Annotated in this window: 21 protein-coding genes; 16 read left to right on the forward strand and 5 right to left on the reverse strand. The window is 37.8% G+C overall.

The annotated features are described in order from the left end of the window. Positions 1 to 74 precede the first annotated feature (74 nt). Positions 75 to 521 carry a hypothetical protein gene (locus tag B1R93_RS16070; RefSeq protein WP_088104979.1) on the forward strand — a complete coding sequence of 149 codons (447 nt, stop codon included), beginning with the start codon at positions 75 to 77 and terminating at the stop codon, positions 519 to 521. On the opposite strand, the gene B1R93_RS16075 is transcribed toward B1R93_RS16070, so the two are convergent. Further along, positions 481 to 1,260 carry an ATP-grasp domain-containing protein gene (locus B1R93_RS16075; protein WP_088104980.1) on the reverse strand — a complete coding sequence of 260 codons (780 nt, stop codon included), beginning with the start codon at positions 1,258 to 1,260 and terminating at the stop codon, positions 481 to 483. The genes B1R93_RS16070 and B1R93_RS16075 overlap by 41 nt on opposite strands. A gap of 89 nt (positions 1,261 to 1,349) precedes the next feature. Here B1R93_RS16075 and uvsE point away from each other — a divergent pair, with 89 nt between their 5' ends. The 3 genes from uvsE to B1R93_RS16090 all read left to right on the forward strand — a co-directional run bounded on the left by uvsE (position 1,350) and on the right by B1R93_RS16090 (position 3,259). After that, complete coding sequence (gene uvsE, locus B1R93_RS16080) at positions 1,350 to 2,333, forward strand: UV DNA damage repair endonuclease UvsE (RefSeq protein ID WP_088105657.1); 984 nt, start codon at positions 1,350 to 1,352, stop codon at positions 2,331 to 2,333. Between the two features lie 52 nt (positions 2,334 to 2,385). Beyond that, positions 2,386 to 2,826, forward strand: a complete 441-nt coding sequence (locus B1R93_RS16085) for a YlbF/YmcA family competence regulator (protein WP_088104981.1) — start codon at positions 2,386 to 2,388, stop codon at positions 2,824 to 2,826. A gap of 154 nt (positions 2,827 to 2,980) precedes the next feature. Further along, positions 2,981 to 3,259, forward strand: a complete 279-nt coding sequence (locus B1R93_RS16090) for a YlbG family protein (RefSeq protein ID WP_088104982.1) — start codon at positions 2,981 to 2,983, stop codon at positions 3,257 to 3,259. 67 nt (positions 3,260 to 3,326) lie between these two features. Here the strand turns inward: B1R93_RS16090 and B1R93_RS16095 are convergent, their stop codons facing one another. Further along, the gene (locus B1R93_RS16095; RefSeq protein ID WP_088104983.1) at positions 3,327 to 3,716 is read right to left on the reverse strand and encodes a DUF7147 family protein; all 390 of its coding nucleotides are present in this window, start codon (positions 3,714 to 3,716) and stop codon (positions 3,327 to 3,329) included. Positions 3,717 to 4,129: 413 nt separating this feature from the next. Between B1R93_RS16095 and rsmD the strand changes: the two genes are divergently transcribed. Next, a complete protein-coding gene (rsmD, locus tag B1R93_RS16100; RefSeq protein WP_088104984.1) occupies positions 4,130 to 4,681 on the forward strand; it encodes a 16S rRNA (guanine(966)-N(2))-methyltransferase RsmD in 552 nt (183 codons plus the stop codon). Positions 4,682 to 4,698: 17 nt separating this feature from the next. Beyond that, the gene (gene coaD, locus B1R93_RS16105) at positions 4,699 to 5,175 is read left to right on the forward strand and encodes a pantetheine-phosphate adenylyltransferase (protein WP_088104985.1); all 477 of its coding nucleotides are present in this window, start codon (positions 4,699 to 4,701) and stop codon (positions 5,173 to 5,175) included. 53 nt (positions 5,176 to 5,228) lie between these two features. Here coaD and ylbJ read toward each other — a convergent pair whose 3' ends face one another. Further along, positions 5,229 to 6,455 (reverse strand): sporulation integral membrane protein YlbJ, encoded by a 1,227-nt coding sequence (gene ylbJ / locus B1R93_RS16110; RefSeq protein WP_088105658.1) that lies wholly within the window; start codon positions 6,453 to 6,455, stop codon positions 5,229 to 5,231. Between the two features lie 133 nt (positions 6,456 to 6,588). On the opposite strand from ylbJ, the gene B1R93_RS16115 reads away from it, so the two are divergent. Next, positions 6,589 to 7,383, forward strand: coding sequence for a patatin-like phospholipase family protein (locus B1R93_RS16115; RefSeq protein WP_245308312.1), 795 nt, complete (start codon positions 6,589 to 6,591; stop codon positions 7,381 to 7,383). After that, positions 7,380 to 8,432 carry a SepM family pheromone-processing serine protease gene (locus B1R93_RS16120; RefSeq protein WP_088104987.1) on the forward strand — a complete coding sequence of 351 codons (1,053 nt, stop codon included), beginning with the start codon at positions 7,380 to 7,382 and terminating at the stop codon, positions 8,430 to 8,432. The genes B1R93_RS16115 and B1R93_RS16120 overlap by 4 nt, the downstream gene beginning before the upstream one ends. 158 nt (positions 8,433 to 8,590) lie before the next feature. On the opposite strand, the gene B1R93_RS16125 is transcribed toward B1R93_RS16120, so the two are convergent. After that, positions 8,591 to 9,802 (reverse strand): nucleotidyltransferase, encoded by a 1,212-nt coding sequence (locus B1R93_RS16125; RefSeq protein WP_088104988.1) that lies wholly within the window; start codon positions 9,800 to 9,802, stop codon positions 8,591 to 8,593. A 188-nt stretch (positions 9,803 to 9,990) separates the two neighbouring features. On the opposite strand from B1R93_RS16125, the gene B1R93_RS16130 reads away from it, so the two are divergent. From B1R93_RS16130 to B1R93_RS16140, 3 genes are all read left to right on the forward strand, one after another. Further along, a complete protein-coding gene (locus B1R93_RS16130) occupies positions 9,991 to 10,506 on the forward strand; it encodes a YceD family protein (RefSeq protein WP_088104989.1) in 516 nt (171 codons plus the stop codon). A 102-nt stretch (positions 10,507 to 10,608) separates the two neighbouring features. After that, positions 10,609 to 10,782 (forward strand): 50S ribosomal protein L32, encoded by a 174-nt coding sequence (gene rpmF / locus B1R93_RS16135; RefSeq protein ID WP_012959505.1) that lies wholly within the window; start codon positions 10,609 to 10,611, stop codon positions 10,780 to 10,782. A gap of 245 nt (positions 10,783 to 11,027) precedes the next feature. Then, positions 11,028 to 11,627 (forward strand): RsfA family transcriptional regulator, encoded by a 600-nt coding sequence (locus B1R93_RS16140; protein ID WP_088104990.1) that lies wholly within the window; start codon positions 11,028 to 11,030, stop codon positions 11,625 to 11,627. Between the two features lie 66 nt (positions 11,628 to 11,693). Here B1R93_RS16140 and B1R93_RS16145 read toward each other — a convergent pair whose 3' ends face one another. Beyond that, a complete protein-coding gene (locus tag B1R93_RS16145) occupies positions 11,694 to 12,221 on the reverse strand; it encodes an N-acetyltransferase (protein ID WP_088104991.1) in 528 nt (175 codons plus the stop codon). Between the two features lie 178 nt (positions 12,222 to 12,399). Between B1R93_RS16145 and B1R93_RS16150 the strand changes: the two genes are divergently transcribed. The 5 genes from B1R93_RS16150 (at position 12,400) to rsmH (ending at position 16,998) form a co-directional block, all read left to right on the forward strand. Beyond that, positions 12,400 to 13,314: a 2-dehydropantoate 2-reductase gene (locus B1R93_RS16150; protein ID WP_165763857.1), complete on the forward strand. Its 915-nt coding sequence runs from the start codon at positions 12,400 to 12,402 to the stop codon at positions 13,312 to 13,314. After that, positions 13,308 to 13,691 carry a DUF3397 domain-containing protein gene (locus B1R93_RS16155; RefSeq protein WP_088104993.1) on the forward strand — a complete coding sequence of 128 codons (384 nt, stop codon included), beginning with the start codon at positions 13,308 to 13,310 and terminating at the stop codon, positions 13,689 to 13,691. Before B1R93_RS16150 ends, B1R93_RS16155 begins: the two co-directional genes overlap by 7 nt. An 82-nt stretch (positions 13,692 to 13,773) precedes the next feature. Next, complete coding sequence (gene bshC, locus B1R93_RS16160; protein ID WP_088104994.1) at positions 13,774 to 15,393, forward strand: bacillithiol biosynthesis cysteine-adding enzyme BshC; 1,620 nt, start codon at positions 13,774 to 13,776, stop codon at positions 15,391 to 15,393. A 153-nt stretch (positions 15,394 to 15,546) separates the two neighbouring features. Further along, the gene (mraZ, locus tag B1R93_RS16165; protein ID WP_088104995.1) at positions 15,547 to 15,978 is read left to right on the forward strand and encodes a division/cell wall cluster transcriptional repressor MraZ; all 432 of its coding nucleotides are present in this window, start codon (positions 15,547 to 15,549) and stop codon (positions 15,976 to 15,978) included. An 87-nt stretch (positions 15,979 to 16,065) separates the two neighbouring features. Then, positions 16,066 to 16,998, forward strand: coding sequence for a 16S rRNA (cytosine(1402)-N(4))-methyltransferase RsmH (gene rsmH / locus B1R93_RS16170; protein ID WP_088104996.1), 933 nt, complete (start codon positions 16,066 to 16,068; stop codon positions 16,996 to 16,998). Positions 16,999 to 17,005: the final 7 nt, after the last annotated feature.

Raw genomic sequence — 17,005 nt, forward strand, 5'->3', positions numbered from 1 at the left:
CAGTACCTTATGTATAATGATTTTTTTGACCACACATACTAACAGTCAAAAAGAGCTTAGAAAGAGGGATATAGGTGAAAAAACTCCTCGTTGTATTAACGATACTGATCGCGTTTTCGACGAATATTGGCTATGCAGAAGTGCCATTAAGGGAACAAATTGAAATTGTACCGCTACAAAGTATGGGCGTAATTAATGTTGTTGCTGGAGAAAAAGATCGTACAATGACAGTAAATCATGAAATTCGGGACGGGGACGTTTATATTGAGTGTTTAATTCATCCGTTTACGTTTACAAAAGAAAAAGTCGGACATGCCCATAAAGATGGTGAAGGGCATATCCGACTGTATATCAATAATAAACATGTTGACTCCATTTTTCGGCCTGCATTTATTATTAAAGGACTTCCTACAGGGAATCATGAAATTAAAATAGAAGTAGCGAAAAATGATAAAACTCCATACGATTTAGAAGAAACGTTTACGATTTCGATTCCTGAAAAGCCTGCTGCAAATAGTTGATTATTTTAGCTTCAGCTGAAATACCAAGTTGTTGAAATCCCTGATTCCCAAATAAAATGTTAAATTCTAAAAAGTAAAATTTGTCTCCTACTACAACGACATCAAAGCCTGCATGATTGATCCCTAGAGCTTGGGCTACTTCTTTAACAAGCTCTAGGGCTTTTTGTGGTATGTCGTCAAATGAAATTCGGCCGCCCTGAGCCACATTTGTTCGGAACGTATTTTGGTCATTAATTCGCCAATACGCTGAAACAACGTCATCACCAATTACACACACCCGTAAATCGCGTTCAATCGGTAAATACTCCTGGACATAAAAGTAAGGATTATTTTCAGTGTATTCATTGAATTGCTGATGATTTTCGATTAGGAAAACCCCCTTACCCATTGAGTTTCGTATTTCCTTTGCTACAAATGGAAATGGAAATTCTCGAAACACTCGGTCAATATTATCATGATTCCGACCGAGAATAAGGGTTCGTGGAACATTCTCTGGGCATACGCTCCACAGCGCACGTGTTACTTCAATTTTATTAAAGCCTAGCTGAATTGATTGAATACTTGGGAAGATTTGTTTTTTCATGCCATATACAAGTGCATTTACTTGCCAGTTTTCAGGGAATAGACAAATATCTGCCTCCATTATCTTCTCTCTTTCCTCAAACATGTGCTCAGGCTTTACATATTTTAAATTCGGCATTCCAATTGTTCGGAATGGATTAAATGTAACGAGTTTCATGGTAGCACCTTCTTTACTTGGACAAAATAGAATGAACGAGTGAATTATAGACGTAGGAAGGAAGAAAGTCAATGTCAACAGCTAATCTGATGGATGTACGTTTCGGGTACGTTGCAATGAGTGAGCACTTAGTGAATGCATCACCTTCACAGACAATGACAGCGAAGCAATTTGAACAACTTGCCAATAAGGAGGCAGGACTTCTGAAATTAGAGAGAATCGCAAAAACGAATTTAAAAAACTGCCTCCGATTATTAAAACATAATAAGGCTCATGATATTTCATTTTTTCGTTTATCATCGAGGCTTGTTCCGTTAGTTAATCACCCTCTTACGACAGGGTGGAAATATGAACGTGCCATTCGTTTAGAATTAGAGGAACTCGGTGACTTTGTCAAAAATGAAAAGATGAGAATTGATTTTCATCCCAATCATTTTGTTGTATTAAACAGCCCTTCAAAAAAGGTTTTTACTCAATCACTACAGACGCTGCTTTACCATTATAAGCTGCTTAAAGGGATGGGGATTGATACAACTCATCGTTGTGTCATCCATATTGGTGGGAAAAAGCACGGAAAAGAAGCTGGATTAGAACAGTTTATCGCAAATTTTGCCGATACTCCAAAGCCCATTCAACGGATGATAATGATCGAAAATGATGATGTAAACTATACAATTGAGGATACGCTTTACGTAGGAGAAAAACTAGGAATTCCCGTTGTATTTGACCTCCACCACTATGATGTCAACCAACAATCAACTGAACTTGAAGAATTATGGAAACGAGTCATAACAACATGGGATAATAGCCCTTTTCCAGTAAAAATGCATGTTTCTAGCCCAAAGGATGGACGTTTAGATCGGAGACATCATGAGTTTATTAATGCACATACTTTTGCCGATTTTTTATCAAACATTGCAGGGAGTACATCTTTACTCGATGTGATGATTGAAGCAAAAAAGAAAGATGAAGCTTTATTTCAACTCATGAAGGATTTAGTACAGATGGAACAGTTTGAACAATTGACTCAAGCAAGTATAAAGGTACGGATAAAAAATAAAAGTGTTGTATAGGTGTGTTTCCTTCGCTGACATGTTATAATCATTCTGATGGAGGTGTTAGCTGATGCTTGCTACGATGACGACATTTGAGCTACTAGATGAAGCAACTGAGCTCGGTCAAGCCATTCTATCATCTGATGTTTATCAGGGATATGAAAAGGCAAAGAAGCAGTTAGAGGCAGATGAACATGCGCAGCAGCTGATCCAACGCTTTAATGAAATGAAGGACCGTTACGAGGAGGTACAACGCTTCGGTAAGTATCATCCCGATTACGATAAAGTTTCCACTGAAATTCGTCAAGTAAAACGAGAAATGGATAGTTTACCTACTGTTTCAGCTTTTAAAAAAGCTGAACGTGAGCTTGAAATGTTGTTAAATGAAATAAGTGAAATTGTTGCACGTTCCGTTTCAGATACGATAAAGGTTCCAACAGGTAATCCGTTTTTTGATAATATGTCTTGTAGTGGAGGCTGTAGCTCTGGTGGAGGCTGTGGCTGTAAATAGAGAACATCCTTAAAGGACTTCCCTTTAAGGATGTTCTGCTTCTAGTTTTGTTATCGCTTACTTGAGTTTGGTTTTAGATATGGAAGCTATTGCTCGTTTTATGAGATCGTGCTAGACTTAGAAAAAATGTTAAGGAAAAAGGAGAACCGTTTATATGTTAAGTTCAAATCGTCAAGGTTTGGCTGTATGGTTGACGTCCCTAAAATTTGCTCGTCAGCTTAGACGTTTCGGTAATGTGCATTATGCCTCTAAAAAAATGAAATATGTCATTTTATATTGTGATCAGGATCATATAGACGAAACGATTGGGAAATTGGAATCTTTTCATTTTGTTCGCGAGGTAAAACCGTCTATGCGCCCTTTTATTAAGACGGAGTTCCAAAATGCAAAACCAGATAAGGCAAAAGAATATGATTATAAAATGGGGATATAACCAGGTGAGCGATTCACCTGGTTTTTTTGTGCCTAAGTTAGATCGAAAAAGAAAGTAGCTTGAAAAATTATGATAGAGGAGGAATAAAGCGATTCATTCGTAAGATACCAATTAAATACTGGTAGAATAAATCCTTTTCTTCGAATTTTTGGGAGTTCTTGATTTCTAGTTGATGAATCGTTTGCCCGCAATCTGTTGCACAATCCAAAAATAATGAATAGCGTTGGTTTGCTTTTTGATCCGGATTGACGATTCCTTCCCGACAAATATAGATAGGCATGAGATTACCTGGTGCTGCAGGGTTTAAAACAACGGCTGTTGAAGTCATTTTTCTTTCTCCTACTGTTGTATCCAATCGTAAAAACCTATGAATGCGATCTTTGTTGGATTTTGCGATTTCGATTAATTCGTAAATATCAGAATACCCTTCACCTAGTTCAATAAAACGTTGTATCATAGCTAACACCCTTTTTCTAAGTTCCTAGTATAACTGGAATGTAGCATGAATTGGTGGTACTTGTCGAGTTAAAGAAAGTAGGTGATTACAGTTCATGATAAAAAATCGCAAAAAAAACCTCGTAAGGAATAACCTTACGAGGCGCCCATACACATACATCCCGTATGTACTAGGCTATGGGAGAGGAGAAACCGGAGGAAGAACTTATGGGGAAACGTAAGCCTTCTCCGCGGTTGTCGCAACATTATATGAATGTTGCTAGTTCTAAGTATGAACAAAATGCTGGGTATTTATACATATTGATAAAGATTTCTAAATAAATGTTGGAATACCTGAAAATCAAAGGCATGCGTAGTATTTTGTTTTTGTGGTAGGATATAGTAGATATTTCATGATAAGGATAGGTGGCAAATGTGAGAGTCATTTCAGGAGAAAAAAAGGGGTTATCACTAAAGGCTGTACCTGGTTCATCGACAAGACCTACGACTGACAAAGTTAAAGAGTCGATTTTTAATATAATCGGACCTTATTTTGAAGGAGGTCTGGGGCTGGATTTGTATGGTGGAAGTGGTGGATTAGGAATTGAAGCGTTAAGTCGTGGAGTAGAGAAGATCATTTTTATCGATCAGGACCGAAAGGCCATCGAAACAATCAAAACAAACTTACATCTATGTGGGTTTAGTGAGCGCGCAGAGGTTTATCGAAATGATGCAGCTCGGGCTTTAAAGGCTCTAGTCAAAAGAGAGCTTGTTTTCACACATGTCTTCCTTGACCCACCTTATGCAAAGCAAAACATTGTTAGCGAAATAAGTATTATCGCGGATCATGGCTTATTAGCTAAGGAAGGGGTTATTGTGACTGAACATAGTTCAAATGTAGAACTTCCAGAAATGCTAAGTAATATGGAGAAAGTTCGAGTGGAAACCTATGGTGATACAACTGTATCGATCTTTCGATTTAACTAAAAAGGGAGGATATAATAATGAAAATTGCCGTTTGCCCTGGTAGCTTTGACCCAGTTACGTATGGACATTTAGATATTATTTCTCGTGGAGCAGCTGTTTTTGATAAGGTGATCGTAGCTGTTCTTCATAATCGAAATAAACAACCACTATTTTCAATCGATGAAAGAGTCGATTTATTAAAACAAGTAACGAAGCAATTATCCAATGTTGAAGTTGATTCATTTAATGGCCTTTTAATTGATTATATGAAGGAGAAACAAGCACATACGATCATTCGAGGATTACGAGCAGTATCTGATTTTGAATATGAGATGCAGGCTGCTTCGATTAATAAAAAGCTAGGTCCAGAGGTTGAAACATTTTTTATGATGACTAGTAATCATTATTCGTATTTAAGTTCAAGTATTGTTAAAGAGGTAGCAAAATACCACGCAGACGTAACAGATTTAGTCCCAGAGGAAGTAGCGGACGCCCTGCGCGTTAAATTTTCATAATGATTGAAATAGGGTGTCCAAGCTTTATGAATGTTGAACACCCTATAAGTATCTTATTGTTCCAATTTTAATTGTCGCTTTGTCCAGATGCTAATTGATAGTATCAACATGAATAATGTAAATAATGAACCAAATTGAACTAGGAAGAACCAACTTTTCTGAAAAAGCGAACTTGAGTGTTCACGTAAAAACACAGGAATGGCGCCCCATTGTTTCATTGATTCTTGCTGCTTCTCATATAGAGGGAACCAAAGTAATAGTGCAAAAAATGCTGCAAAAAAACCTTGGCAAATGCGGGCTATAAAAAATGGTTTAAAACGAATGTCAGTTTCGGCTAAAATGCTCGCGACTTGTGCATGAACTGAGAGCCCACTAAAGCCAAGGATGAAGCTTGTAATGATTACCTGCTCGATTAATTTAGTACTCGTTGATTCGCTCGACATTTGTGAGCCTAGCGTAATCTCAAAAAGTCCTGAGATTAAAGGTAAGCTTAGCTCGTTGGGTAATTGGAAAAAAGTTAGTACAACCGAAAAAAAGGCTGCTAGAAGAGCTGTAAATCCGATTAGACTTAAGATTTTATTTAAGACAGAAAATAAGACAATAAATCCACCGATCATTAACAAAGTCCTAACAGAGGACTGGACAGCATCACCAAGTAACTTACCAAGTGGACGACCGTCACGAACTCGCTCTTGATGTAATAGTTGAAATGCCTCAACAATAGAGGGTCTTTTCTTTTTTTCTTGGGGTTGAAAAGCTTCCTCGTCGCGACCGTGAAACCTCATAAACAACCCTACACATATATTTCCTAGGTAATGTGCTAATGCTAGAACAATCCCTAAAGTAGGATCGTGAAAAAAACCTACAGCAATGGCACCAAAAATAAACAAAGGGTTAGAAGAATTTGTAAAAGAAACAAGTCTTTCAGCTTCAATTCTTGTTAATTTCTTTTCTTGCCTTAATCTTGCCGTTAATTTTGCTCCTGCTGGGAAACCAGAAGCTAACCCCATAGCCCAAACAAAGCCTCCAACACCAGGAACTCTAAAAAGTGGTCGCATTAAAGGCTCAAGCAAGGCCCCTATAAAAGTAACAACACCAAAGCCAATAAGTAGCTCTGAAACAATAAAAAATGGAAGCAATGAAGGGAATACGACATCCCACCACATTTCCATTCCTCGAATTGAAGCATCTAAGGCTTCTTTCGGAAAAATCATAAGTGAGGCCGCTAAAAGAGTCGAAAGCGAGGCCAAAATGAACGTTTTCATCAACGATGAACGCATAGCTGTAGCGTCCCCCTTTTCTTTGTTCATAGGGACCTGTCTCCCTATTAATTTAAATATACGTATACAAGCTAGTAATAGACCATATGATTGAAAACGGGCTTAGGAAATCGTAAGATAGGAGATGATCGTATTGAATGGGGAACGTCCTAAAGTTGGTTTGGCTTTAGGTTCAGGAGGAGCGAGAGGCTATGCACATATCGGTGTATTAAAAGCATTAGAAGAAGAGAGCATTCCCATTGATTATATTGCTGGAAGTAGTATGGGGGCGCTTATAGCCGGATTATATGGTGTTGGTCATTCAACCGATTATCTAGAACGTTTTGCAACATTATTTAAAAGAAAATATTATCTTGATTTTACAGTTCCAAAACTGGGGTTTGTTGCAGGTAATAAAGTAAAAGCTTTAATTAAGATGCTAAGCAAAGGCAAACGTCTTGAAGATTTAGATCCACCTGTTGCAGTAGTTGCAACAGATATAAAAAGAGGAGAACGTGTCGTATTTCGTTCAGGAGATTTTGCCTCGGCGATTCGTGCTAGTATTGCAATACCCGGGATTTTTGTTCCAGAAAAAATTGATGGGAAGATGTTAGTGGATGGTGGGGTTATTGACCGTGTTCCGGTATCTGTCGTTAAAGAAATGGGAGCCGACCTCACCATTGCAGTGAATGTCTCGTGTTTTCGAATGGAACCAGATTTAACGAGCATATATGATGTTATCCTTCAAAGTATGGATATAATGGCAAGAGAAATGATTCGATTCCAAGAGTTAAATTGTTCTGTCATGATTCGTCCAGATTTAGAGGATGCTAGTGCACTCGTTTTTTCCGAGGTTGAGCATTTGATTGCATGCGGATATGAGGCAGCATATCAAAAAATGGACGAAATAAAGGATGCAATCGCAAATTGGAAGGGGAGCAACGGATGAAAGAGCGGCAACAACCAATGATTAAAAAGAGATGGCTTTTCTTATTTGGCATTCTTCTATTTTTACACTTTTTTCAATTACCATATTATTACTCACAGCCTGGACATGCGAAACAGTTAGAATCCATTATCGTAGTTGAGGATGGATATAACGAAGAGGAAGGCTCCTTTATGTTAACGACAATTAGAATGGGGAAGGCTAACGCTTTTTTTTATGTTTGGGCACATTTAAGTCCGTATCGGAACCTGTATCCGGAAGAACAGCTTCGCCATGAGGATGAAACCGAAGAGGAATATCAGCAACGCCAAATACAGATGATGACAGACTCTCAGGAGGTCGCTAAAATAGTGGCATATGAGAAAGCTGGTAAGCAGGTAGATTATGAATATCACGGTGTTCTCGTTTCCTCATTTATTGAAGGGATGCCAGCAGAAAAGCTGTTAGAGCCCGGAGACAGAGTTTTACAGGTAGACGGAAAAAAGGTTCTAACGGCTGAAGCATTTATGAGCGAGCTTCAAGGGAAAACAGCTTCTGATTCTGTGAAGTTAATGGTTCTTCGTGATAATAGGGAAATTGAAGTTGAACTTGGCTTTGCCTCATTTCCAGAATCAATGGGGGTATCCGATGAGCGGGTAGGAGTTGGCATCCGCTCACCAATTACAGATCGTGATGTTACCTTTCAGCCGAAAGTGGAGATTGATACGAGTGAAATAGGCGGACCTTCTGCTGGATTAATGTTTGCGTTGGAGATTTATAACCAATTAGTTGAAAAAGATATCACGAAAGGTTACGAAATTGCCGGAACAGGAACAATAAATGAACAAGGTGAAGTAGGAAGAATTGGAGGAGCAGCGCAAAAGGTTATTGCTGCAGACAAGGCTGGAGCGGATTACTTTCTTGCACCAAATGAAAAGGGTGCACCGACATCAAATTATCAGGAAGCACTAGAAGCAGCCAAAGATACAAATTCAACGATAAAAGTGATTCCGATTGATACGTTTGAGGAAGCACTAGACTTTTTAGAATCGTTACCGAATAAAGCAACATAAAAGATCCTATATAAAGGAGGGCACAGAAAAAGGGTGGGTTTCCCTTTTTCTGTGCCCTTATATAAAGGGGCTATCTCAAAAAGCTTAAAGCGTGCAAGGCTGTGCCAAAAGGTTAAAAAACAACCTTTTGGCACAGCCTATTTAATTTATCTTCTTTTTTAATAGGGACGTAGGGGAGGGATAGTGAATTCTTCTTTCATACGATTGAGCCTCGTAGAAAGAGGAGAATAGTAAATGTTTGTCACCCTCTCATCAATAACAGATAATAAACCATATGCTTGCGCCGCCCGACTAATAAGAGGGACGTCGATATCTTTTTTTATTTTATTTAAATATGTTTGCCCTAATGAGCTCATTCCAAGTAGCCGAATATAAGGAAGAGTTGGCTGGGAAGTTAATTCCATGATATCTTCTTTTGTTGTTTGCGTTAAAATATGTGTAGCATATCTTTGCAAACGATTCCTTGTATAACGCTTCGTTTTTAACAAGTTCATCCATTCTGAAAAGGAAGAGGCTTTTTTAATTGTCTCTTTTACTCGGTATTCCAATCCTTCCTCCGCTTCATAAATTTGACGAAGGTCTGTCAGGCTTGAACATAGTATTTGGTATTGTAGCAACGGGAAATAGGCTTCCCAAGTATGGAACATCTTATTTTCCAGAACGTATTCTTGGAGAAGTTTAAATGTGGAACTAGGTAATACATGTTTGACTTGGTCGAGGGCACCGTGCTCATTAAGTTTTTTTCGAATGCTTGTAGCACTAGCAATTGGTGATGCCGGAACCGTTTCCTCGTGGTAATGAGCAGACTTTCGTGTTATCGTTGTTGCATTTATCGATAATTGCATATCGCGAATTGCTTTCATATAGTGATAGCCTAGAATATTGTTTGGTTCACTAAGTGATAACATTGTCTCTGGAGCAGATAATGTTGAAAAAGCTTCTGAAGTAGCACGCGGATAACTAACTCCATTTTTTAAATTTATTTTTACTTGTTTGTTCCATTCCGCGTGATGCTGTTCCATAAAGTTAAGTAAGTCTTCAAAGGCTTTTATCGAGCCCGACTCACTTCCAAAGTTTATGGTTTGCACACCGACAGTAGCTAATACTTTCATTGCTCCCTCGGCAAATGTCTCCGCCTTTTGAGTAGAGTAAATGTAGGGGAGCTCTAATACAAGATCGATACCTGCTTCTAATGCCATCCTTGTACGCTGCCACTTCGAAACAAAAGCTGGCTCTCCTCGTTGCAAAAAAGAGCCACTCATAACTGCAATGACAACATCTGCATTCGTTTTTAGACGTGCTTGTTTAATATGGTAAAGGTGTCCATTATGAAGTGGGTTATATTCAACAACAATTCCAACAGTTTTCATTGTAGTTCTCCTTTATTAAGATTAATTCGAAACTTTACTCTAGAATCACAACATGCTACAATTGGTCTCACGCGCATTTTATAGAAGGACTTGCACATATTATAGACAAAACCGTGTAAAGAAAAAAGGTTGACAAACAAAATACGTAGATTTATAATTACTTTTGTTGCCTTATGAGGTGAGGAAATATGAAATGGACATTAGCACAACTCAATGTAGCAAAGCACAAACCGTTTTTAATCGACGAGATTATTGACTTGCATGATATTATGGATCAAAATCATGAAATTCGAGATATCTCTCCCGTTCGTGTAAAAGGGGAAGCTGTTTATACAGGACATGTTGTTACCTTTCCTCTTCATATTACTGGAGAATTGACTTTACCTTGTTCTCGAACGCTTGCAGATGTTAAGTTGCCCTTTGATTTAAGGGTATCGGAGCAATTTAGGCCAGCTGACGAGTACTATCGTAAAGAGGATGAAGATGAAGACGTGCATATTATTGAAAATGATGTCGTTGATTTAGTTCCTTATATTAAAGAGCATATTTTGTTGGAAATTCCTATGCAGATTTTTGCTGAAGAGGATGTAGAACCCCAAGCTCCTCCTGAAGGGAAAGATTGGGAGCTTGTAACTGAGGAAACTCAAGAGAAAAAAATAGATCCAAGGCTAGCGGATCTTGCTAAATTTTTTGACAAAGAATAAGAAAATCGAAGCACCGGCATTGATCGGACCTTCATTTCATACAAAACTAGGCAAAGTTCTAGGTTAAGTAGTAAGATTAGATCCTGTAAGGAGGTGGGAATGATGGCAGTACCATTTAGAAGAACTTCTAAAACTCGCAAGAATAAACGTCGTACTCACTATAAATTAGCAGTACCTGGCATGACTAAGTGTCCTGAGTGTGGAGAATTAAAGCTTGCTCACCGTGTATGTAAAGAGTGTGGCTCTTACAAAGGCCAAGACGTAATTAGCAAGTAATATGACGTAAGCAAAGAGGAAATCCTCTTTGCTTATTTTTTTTTTGCATAAAAAGATCTAGTAATAAAGGAAATGGAAGAGTTTGTAAATGTAATTTTTGAAAAAAATAGTGACTCTAAGTGGTATTCATGAAGTGTAACGAATAGATATGAAAAAAGAAGGATATAATCCCTTAATAGAACAAAGTCTATCTTAACTAGTATTTGCATACGTATAAGCAATAAGATATTTTAGGAGGGGTATAAATGTCATCTATTCGTCAAGATGCTTGGAGTACAGATGAGGATTTAATTTTGGCAGAAGTGGTTCTTCGCCACATTCGTGAAGGTGGTACACAACTTGCAGCTTTTGAAGAAGTTGGAGAACGCTTATCAAGAACAAGTGCGGCTTGTGGGTTTCGTTGGAATTCAACGATTCGAAAAAAATATGAATCTGCAATTGCATTAGCAAGAAAACAACGCAGTAAAAATAAGAAAACGAATGGTGCTGCTGATGAATCGTTTGAGGAAGAAGTAAGCTCTGAGCTAACTCCTAGAACTGAACCAGCTAAACCGAGTATTGCTATGACAGATAAAAAGGAAGACGATGCTTCTTCATTAACGATGGAGAAAGTATTGGACTTTCTTTCTGAGTATCATCGTAATCGTGAGGATAAAAGTTTAAGTGAAGAGCTAGAGCGTGTACGCCTTGAAAACCAAACACTGAGAGAGCGGTTAAACAAGCTAGAAGAAGAAAAAAGAACCATGACTGAAGATTATCGCGCCCTATTATCAATCATGGATCGGGCAAGAAAGCTCTCCATCTATCAAGATTCAAGGGATCTTGTTGAACCTTCTTCTAAATAATGAAAAGCGAGTGGTTTCAGTTACGAAACCGCTCGCTTTTTATCGTTATTTAGGCTGTTTTTTTGGTTAATCGTTCTGTAATTCTGTTACGTTTTCATTCTCAGGTTGCATTTCATTTTCAACCTGTTGCTCTTTAACACCATTTGGAAACCAAACATAAGGGCTTTCGCCACGGTCACGAGAGGATTGATATGTAATGGGTTCAAATCCTTGTTTACTCCAAAATCCTTCAGAACGTTGACGAGCATTTGTTTTAATTGGCAAATTAAAGCTTTTTGCATAATTTACAAGAGTTTCTCCATAACCTTTCCCGCGATAAGGCTCCAATACTTCTAATTTCCATAATTCTAAAAAGTCCTGAGGTGGATCGAAATAGCGGTCGTATTTTTCTTCAATTTTGTAAAGACTCATTCTGGCTACCAGTTTTTTACCGAAATAAATTCCATAGAAAGGAGATTCACTATCGTTTTCGATAATATTAGCATTTAAATCATCTTTCATTGAAAGCTCTGCTGCCCCAAATTCACGAAAGTTTTTAAACTCTTCTAAAGTTTTGTAATTTACGAGCAGGCGTTGTACTTGATGTGTATCCATTACCTTCTCCTCCTTTTAAGCCACTCAGTATTTATCCTTTTATATTTTACTACAAAATGTAGGATATCGGGAAGAGAAACAGATTTAATCCGAGGATAATCGTAATCTGAATGTTCCAAATCAAAAATCTGAAGAAGTGTGTTACAATTTGAGAAGATTTTATGTAGGGGTGTTCATGGTGAAGATTGCTATTGTAGGAGCGGGTTCAATCGGTATGCTCGTCGCATCTTTTTTTTATAGTGCTGGTCACCATGTGATTTTGCTCACTAAAAGAGAAGAACAAATGAAGGAGCTACGACAGCACGGCTTAAATTATGTCTACAAAGACACTGAAAGAAAACGTGCAATGATTGAGGTTAATCAACTTGATAACGTTCGAAAGCTAGAAGTAGATTGTACTATTATTGCAGTTAAATCTTATGAAGTAGAAACGATTCTGAACAAACTTTCAAATTTAAAAGGTTCTAAAAAAGCAATTCTATTTTTACAAAATGGGATGGGACACCTTCACATGCTTTCCAATCTTGCTTATTCGGAAGTAGGAGTAGCTGTTGTTGAACATGGTGCGCTAAGAGAATTAGATTATCTTGTTCAGCATACAGGAGTAGGTCGAATAAAGTGGGCACTATTTACTGGTGGAGACCAAATATTAATGGCGATGATGGAGTCAGTTCATCAACCCTTTTTTTTGATTGAAAGAAGGGACGATTGGCAAGAAATGCTTGAATCAAAGTTAATAGTCAATGCTTGCATTAATCCACTAACAGCTTTACTAAAAGTTGAAAATGGTGAATTGCTTCATAATCCGCATTTTTATAAGTTAATGCAACATGTATTTACAGAGGTTCAAGCAATTTTACATCTTGAGCACTCTCAACAAAGTTGGGATTTAGTAAAACAAGTTTGTCATAATACTTCTCATAATCGTTCATCCATGTTAAAGGATGTAGAAAATGAGCGCAAAACGGAAGTAGATAGCATTATAGGTTATTTATTAATTAGAGCAGATAAACAAAACATTGAAGCGCCGTTGTTAAACTTTTTATATGAGGCGTTAACGGGCAATAACTTGAGGAGGGATACAATGTGTTAACGGCATTTGCATGGTTTGTAGCAACCATCGTTACCATCCCTATTTTTGGTTGGTATTTAGTGTATATTATTACTGTGAAAATCACGAAAAATAAACGAAGGGCTGTACGATTAGCTATTGATGGTTCATGTATACTCTTCATTACTTCTGTATATTTTATTATGTACGAATTATGGCAGCGCTCTTTTTTATGGATTATCTTAACACTCATCTTTTTTATTGCTTTTATTTTTACATTTATTCATTGGAAAATTGCAGATGATATTTATGTTAAAAAGTTATTTCGAGGGATTTGGAGAACGAACTTTTTAATCTTTTTCTTTCTCTATTTTATATTAATTGGGTACGGTTTATTATCAAGGGTTTTTGCGTTATAAAACGAGGTGTAAATAATGGTGTAGAGAGAAAGACTTTGCTATGATTATGATGAAGTCTTATATATGAAGGGACGTCGCATTAATGGAAGTGAAAGAAGTTAATCTAGCACAATCAGCGTTTGTAAATGATTATTTAAAGGGGAAGGTAGAAAGTAATCAATTTTTTGATTATCCTCTTCAAGAATCGAATGGTTACCAAGAGCGGATAGATGAGCTTTCGACTCGTCACTTTAAAAGAGCAGAGCTTGTAGAACATTTACTTGACTTTCACAAACAGTTTCCAAATCAAAAACGTGTGATAAATAATATTAAAAAATTACAGAACTCTAATGCGGTAACTGTCGTAGGAGGTCAGCAAGCTGGGTTACTGACTGGGCCTCTATATACACTCTATAAAGCAATGTCTATTATCATATTAGCAAAACAGCAAGAGGAGGCATTAGGTGTACCGGTTGTTCCGATTTTTTGGATTGCCGGAGAGGACCATGACTTAGAGGAAATAAGATTTGTTTATGCGCAAAAGAATAAACGCTGGAGTAAGCATGTTTTAAATCAACATGGCTTTGAGCAAAAGACGGCATCGGATACGGAATTCTCTAAACAGAACCTATCGATATGGATCGATGATTTGTTTCAAACCTTTCCTGAGACCGCTAATACTAAGCGTCTAGTAAATCATATCCATATGTTAGCTGATTGCTCACATACGTATGTCGATTTTTTTGCACAAATGATGAATTGGTTTTTTGAAAAAGAAGGGCTCGTTTTATTGGATTCAAATCATCAGCGTATTCGAGAGATTGAAGCAGATTATTTTATCGAAATGATTGAACACGTTTCTGAAATCCAGAAGGCTCAGTTACGGGGGGTTGATGAGTTTGCATCACTAGGGTATGGAACACCAATTGAGACGGAACCGGAAAATGCTCACTTGTTTATTCAGATAGAGGGTGAGCGAAAGCGTTTGGATTTTCTTTCCGATTTCTTTCAAGTTAGAGGGACGAATCTAACTTATACAAAAAATGAATTGAAACAAATGGCAAAAGAAAATCCAAGCTTATTTAGTAATAACGTTGTTTCAAGGCCGATCATGCAAGAATTTCTGTTGCCTGTCTTGGCATTTGTTTCCGGACCGGGTGAATTAGCGTATTGGGCGACTCTTAAACATGTATTCCATTGCTTATCTCTTAAAGTTCCAAGAATTGTTCTTCGCCTACAAGCAACTGTTATTCCTAGAGAAGTACATAAATGGGTTGGGAGAAATGGTTATACCTGTATGCAATTTTTAGAAGGTGAGGGTGAACAGCTAAAGAACGCATGGTTAGCTTCCATTCAAGAATACCCAATTAATGATGTGATGAAAAAAATGAAGGTTGACCTTGCAGATTCACATCAGAAGGTTCAAGAGTTGGCGGGAAAAATGGATACGACCCTTTTTCACTTAAGTCAAAAGAATTTTTCGATTCTAAACTCGCAAGTAGAATTTATGGAAAGAAAAATGAATCAATTTGTTGAGCAGAAACATCATCATATGTTAGCAAAATTTGACGAGGTGAATTTTTGGCTTTTCCCTGAGAATCGACTTCAGGAAAGAGTGATTCACCCAGTTTTATTACTAAATCTCGTCGGCGAAGATGGTTTGCGTCGATTTATAGAAGAGGATTTCACTCTTAATGGGAAACACAAGCTTATTTATTTGTAAGATGATGTATAAATTCTGTGTCGGAAGAAGATGAGAAAAAACCTGCAAATGTTGCAGGTTTTTTTTATTTTGATGATTAATTAAAATAATAGTGGTGAAAAGTGGAGGGATGTGGTAACTTTAGGGTAATAAGTGGGGGGAGATGTGTTTTCGATGTTCATGGGGGAATATCGTCATAATGTAGATGAAAAAGGACGCATGATTGTTCCGGCGAAATTTCGTGATTCGCTAGGGGCTTCCTTCGTTGTGACACGTGGACTCGATCGTTGCTTGTTTGTTTACCCACTTGAAGAATGGAAGAAGCTTGAAGAAAAGCTAAAGACATTGCCATTTACAAAAAAAGATGCTCGGGCATTCACGCGTTTTTTCTTTTCAGGTGCGACTGAATGTGAGCTTGATAAACAGGGGAGAGTAAATATTGCATCTCCTCTTCGTGAATATGCACAACTTGAGAAAGAGTGTGTTGTTATCGGTGTCTCTAATCGTGTGGAAGTTTGGAGCAAATCGATATGGGAAGAATATTTTGATGAAGCTGAAGAATCCTTTAGTGATATTGCTGAAAACATTGTTGATTTTGACATGTGAAATGTTGATTAATTCTGAATAGCGAAATCAGCGGTTTCTATCAAGGCTTCACGAAAAGTGAGAGAGTTCTAAGGAGAAGGTGATAGTTTGTTCACCCATATTACTGTTTTAAAAGAGGAATCAGTAAAAGGCTTGAATATCCGTCCAGATGGGATTTATGTTGACTGTACGTTAGGTGGAGCAGGGCACTCAGAGCGTATTGTGCAGCAGCTAGGTGAGAAAGGCCACCTCTATGCTTTTGATCAAGATGATAAAGCGCTTGAGCATGCAAAGCAGAGACTGGCGCCATATGAAGGGAAATTCACGTTAATACGAAGTAATTTTCGTTATTTAAAAGAAGAGCTAGCTAACCATTCTGTTTATGGAGTTGATGGGGTTTTATTTGACCTTGGGGTATCTTCACCACAATTAGATGAGGCAGAGCGAGGCTTTAGCTATCATCAAGATGCGCCATTGGATATGAGAATGGATCGAACGGCGCCACTGACTGCTTTTGAAGTTGTTAATGAGTGGGAGTTTAACCGGCTTGTAAAAATCATTTCGAGATATGGGGAAGAAAAGTTTGCAAAGCAAATAGCGAGAAAAATTGAAGCCTATCGTGAAAAGCAAACTATTTCAACAACAGGTGAACTCGTTGAAATTATTAAAGATGCGATACCAGCTCCTGCTAGAAGGCAAGGGGGACATCCTGCAAAGCGAACATTTCAAGCTATCCGCATAGCAGTAAATGATGAGCTCGGTGCCTTTGAGGATGCATTAGAAGCGGCTATCAGTCTTACAAACAAGCATGGGCGTATTTGCGTGATTACGTTCCATTCTTTAGAGGACCGTCTTTGTAAGGAAGTGTTTAAAGAGCTTAGCAAAGGTCCCGATTTACCACCTGGTTTACCTGTCATACCTGAAGGTTATGAACCGACATTAAAGTTAATTACACGAAAACCAATTAGCGCAAGTCAAGAAGAATTAGAAGCAAATAACCGTTCGCGTTCAGCGAAGCTTAGAATAGCAGAAAAAAGTTAGGGAGGGT

Source organism: Halalkalibacter urbisdiaboli, assembly GCF_002156385.1.
GTDB classification, from domain to species: domain Bacteria; phylum Bacillota; class Bacilli; order Bacillales; family Bacillaceae_D; genus Halalkalibacter_A; species Halalkalibacter_A urbisdiaboli.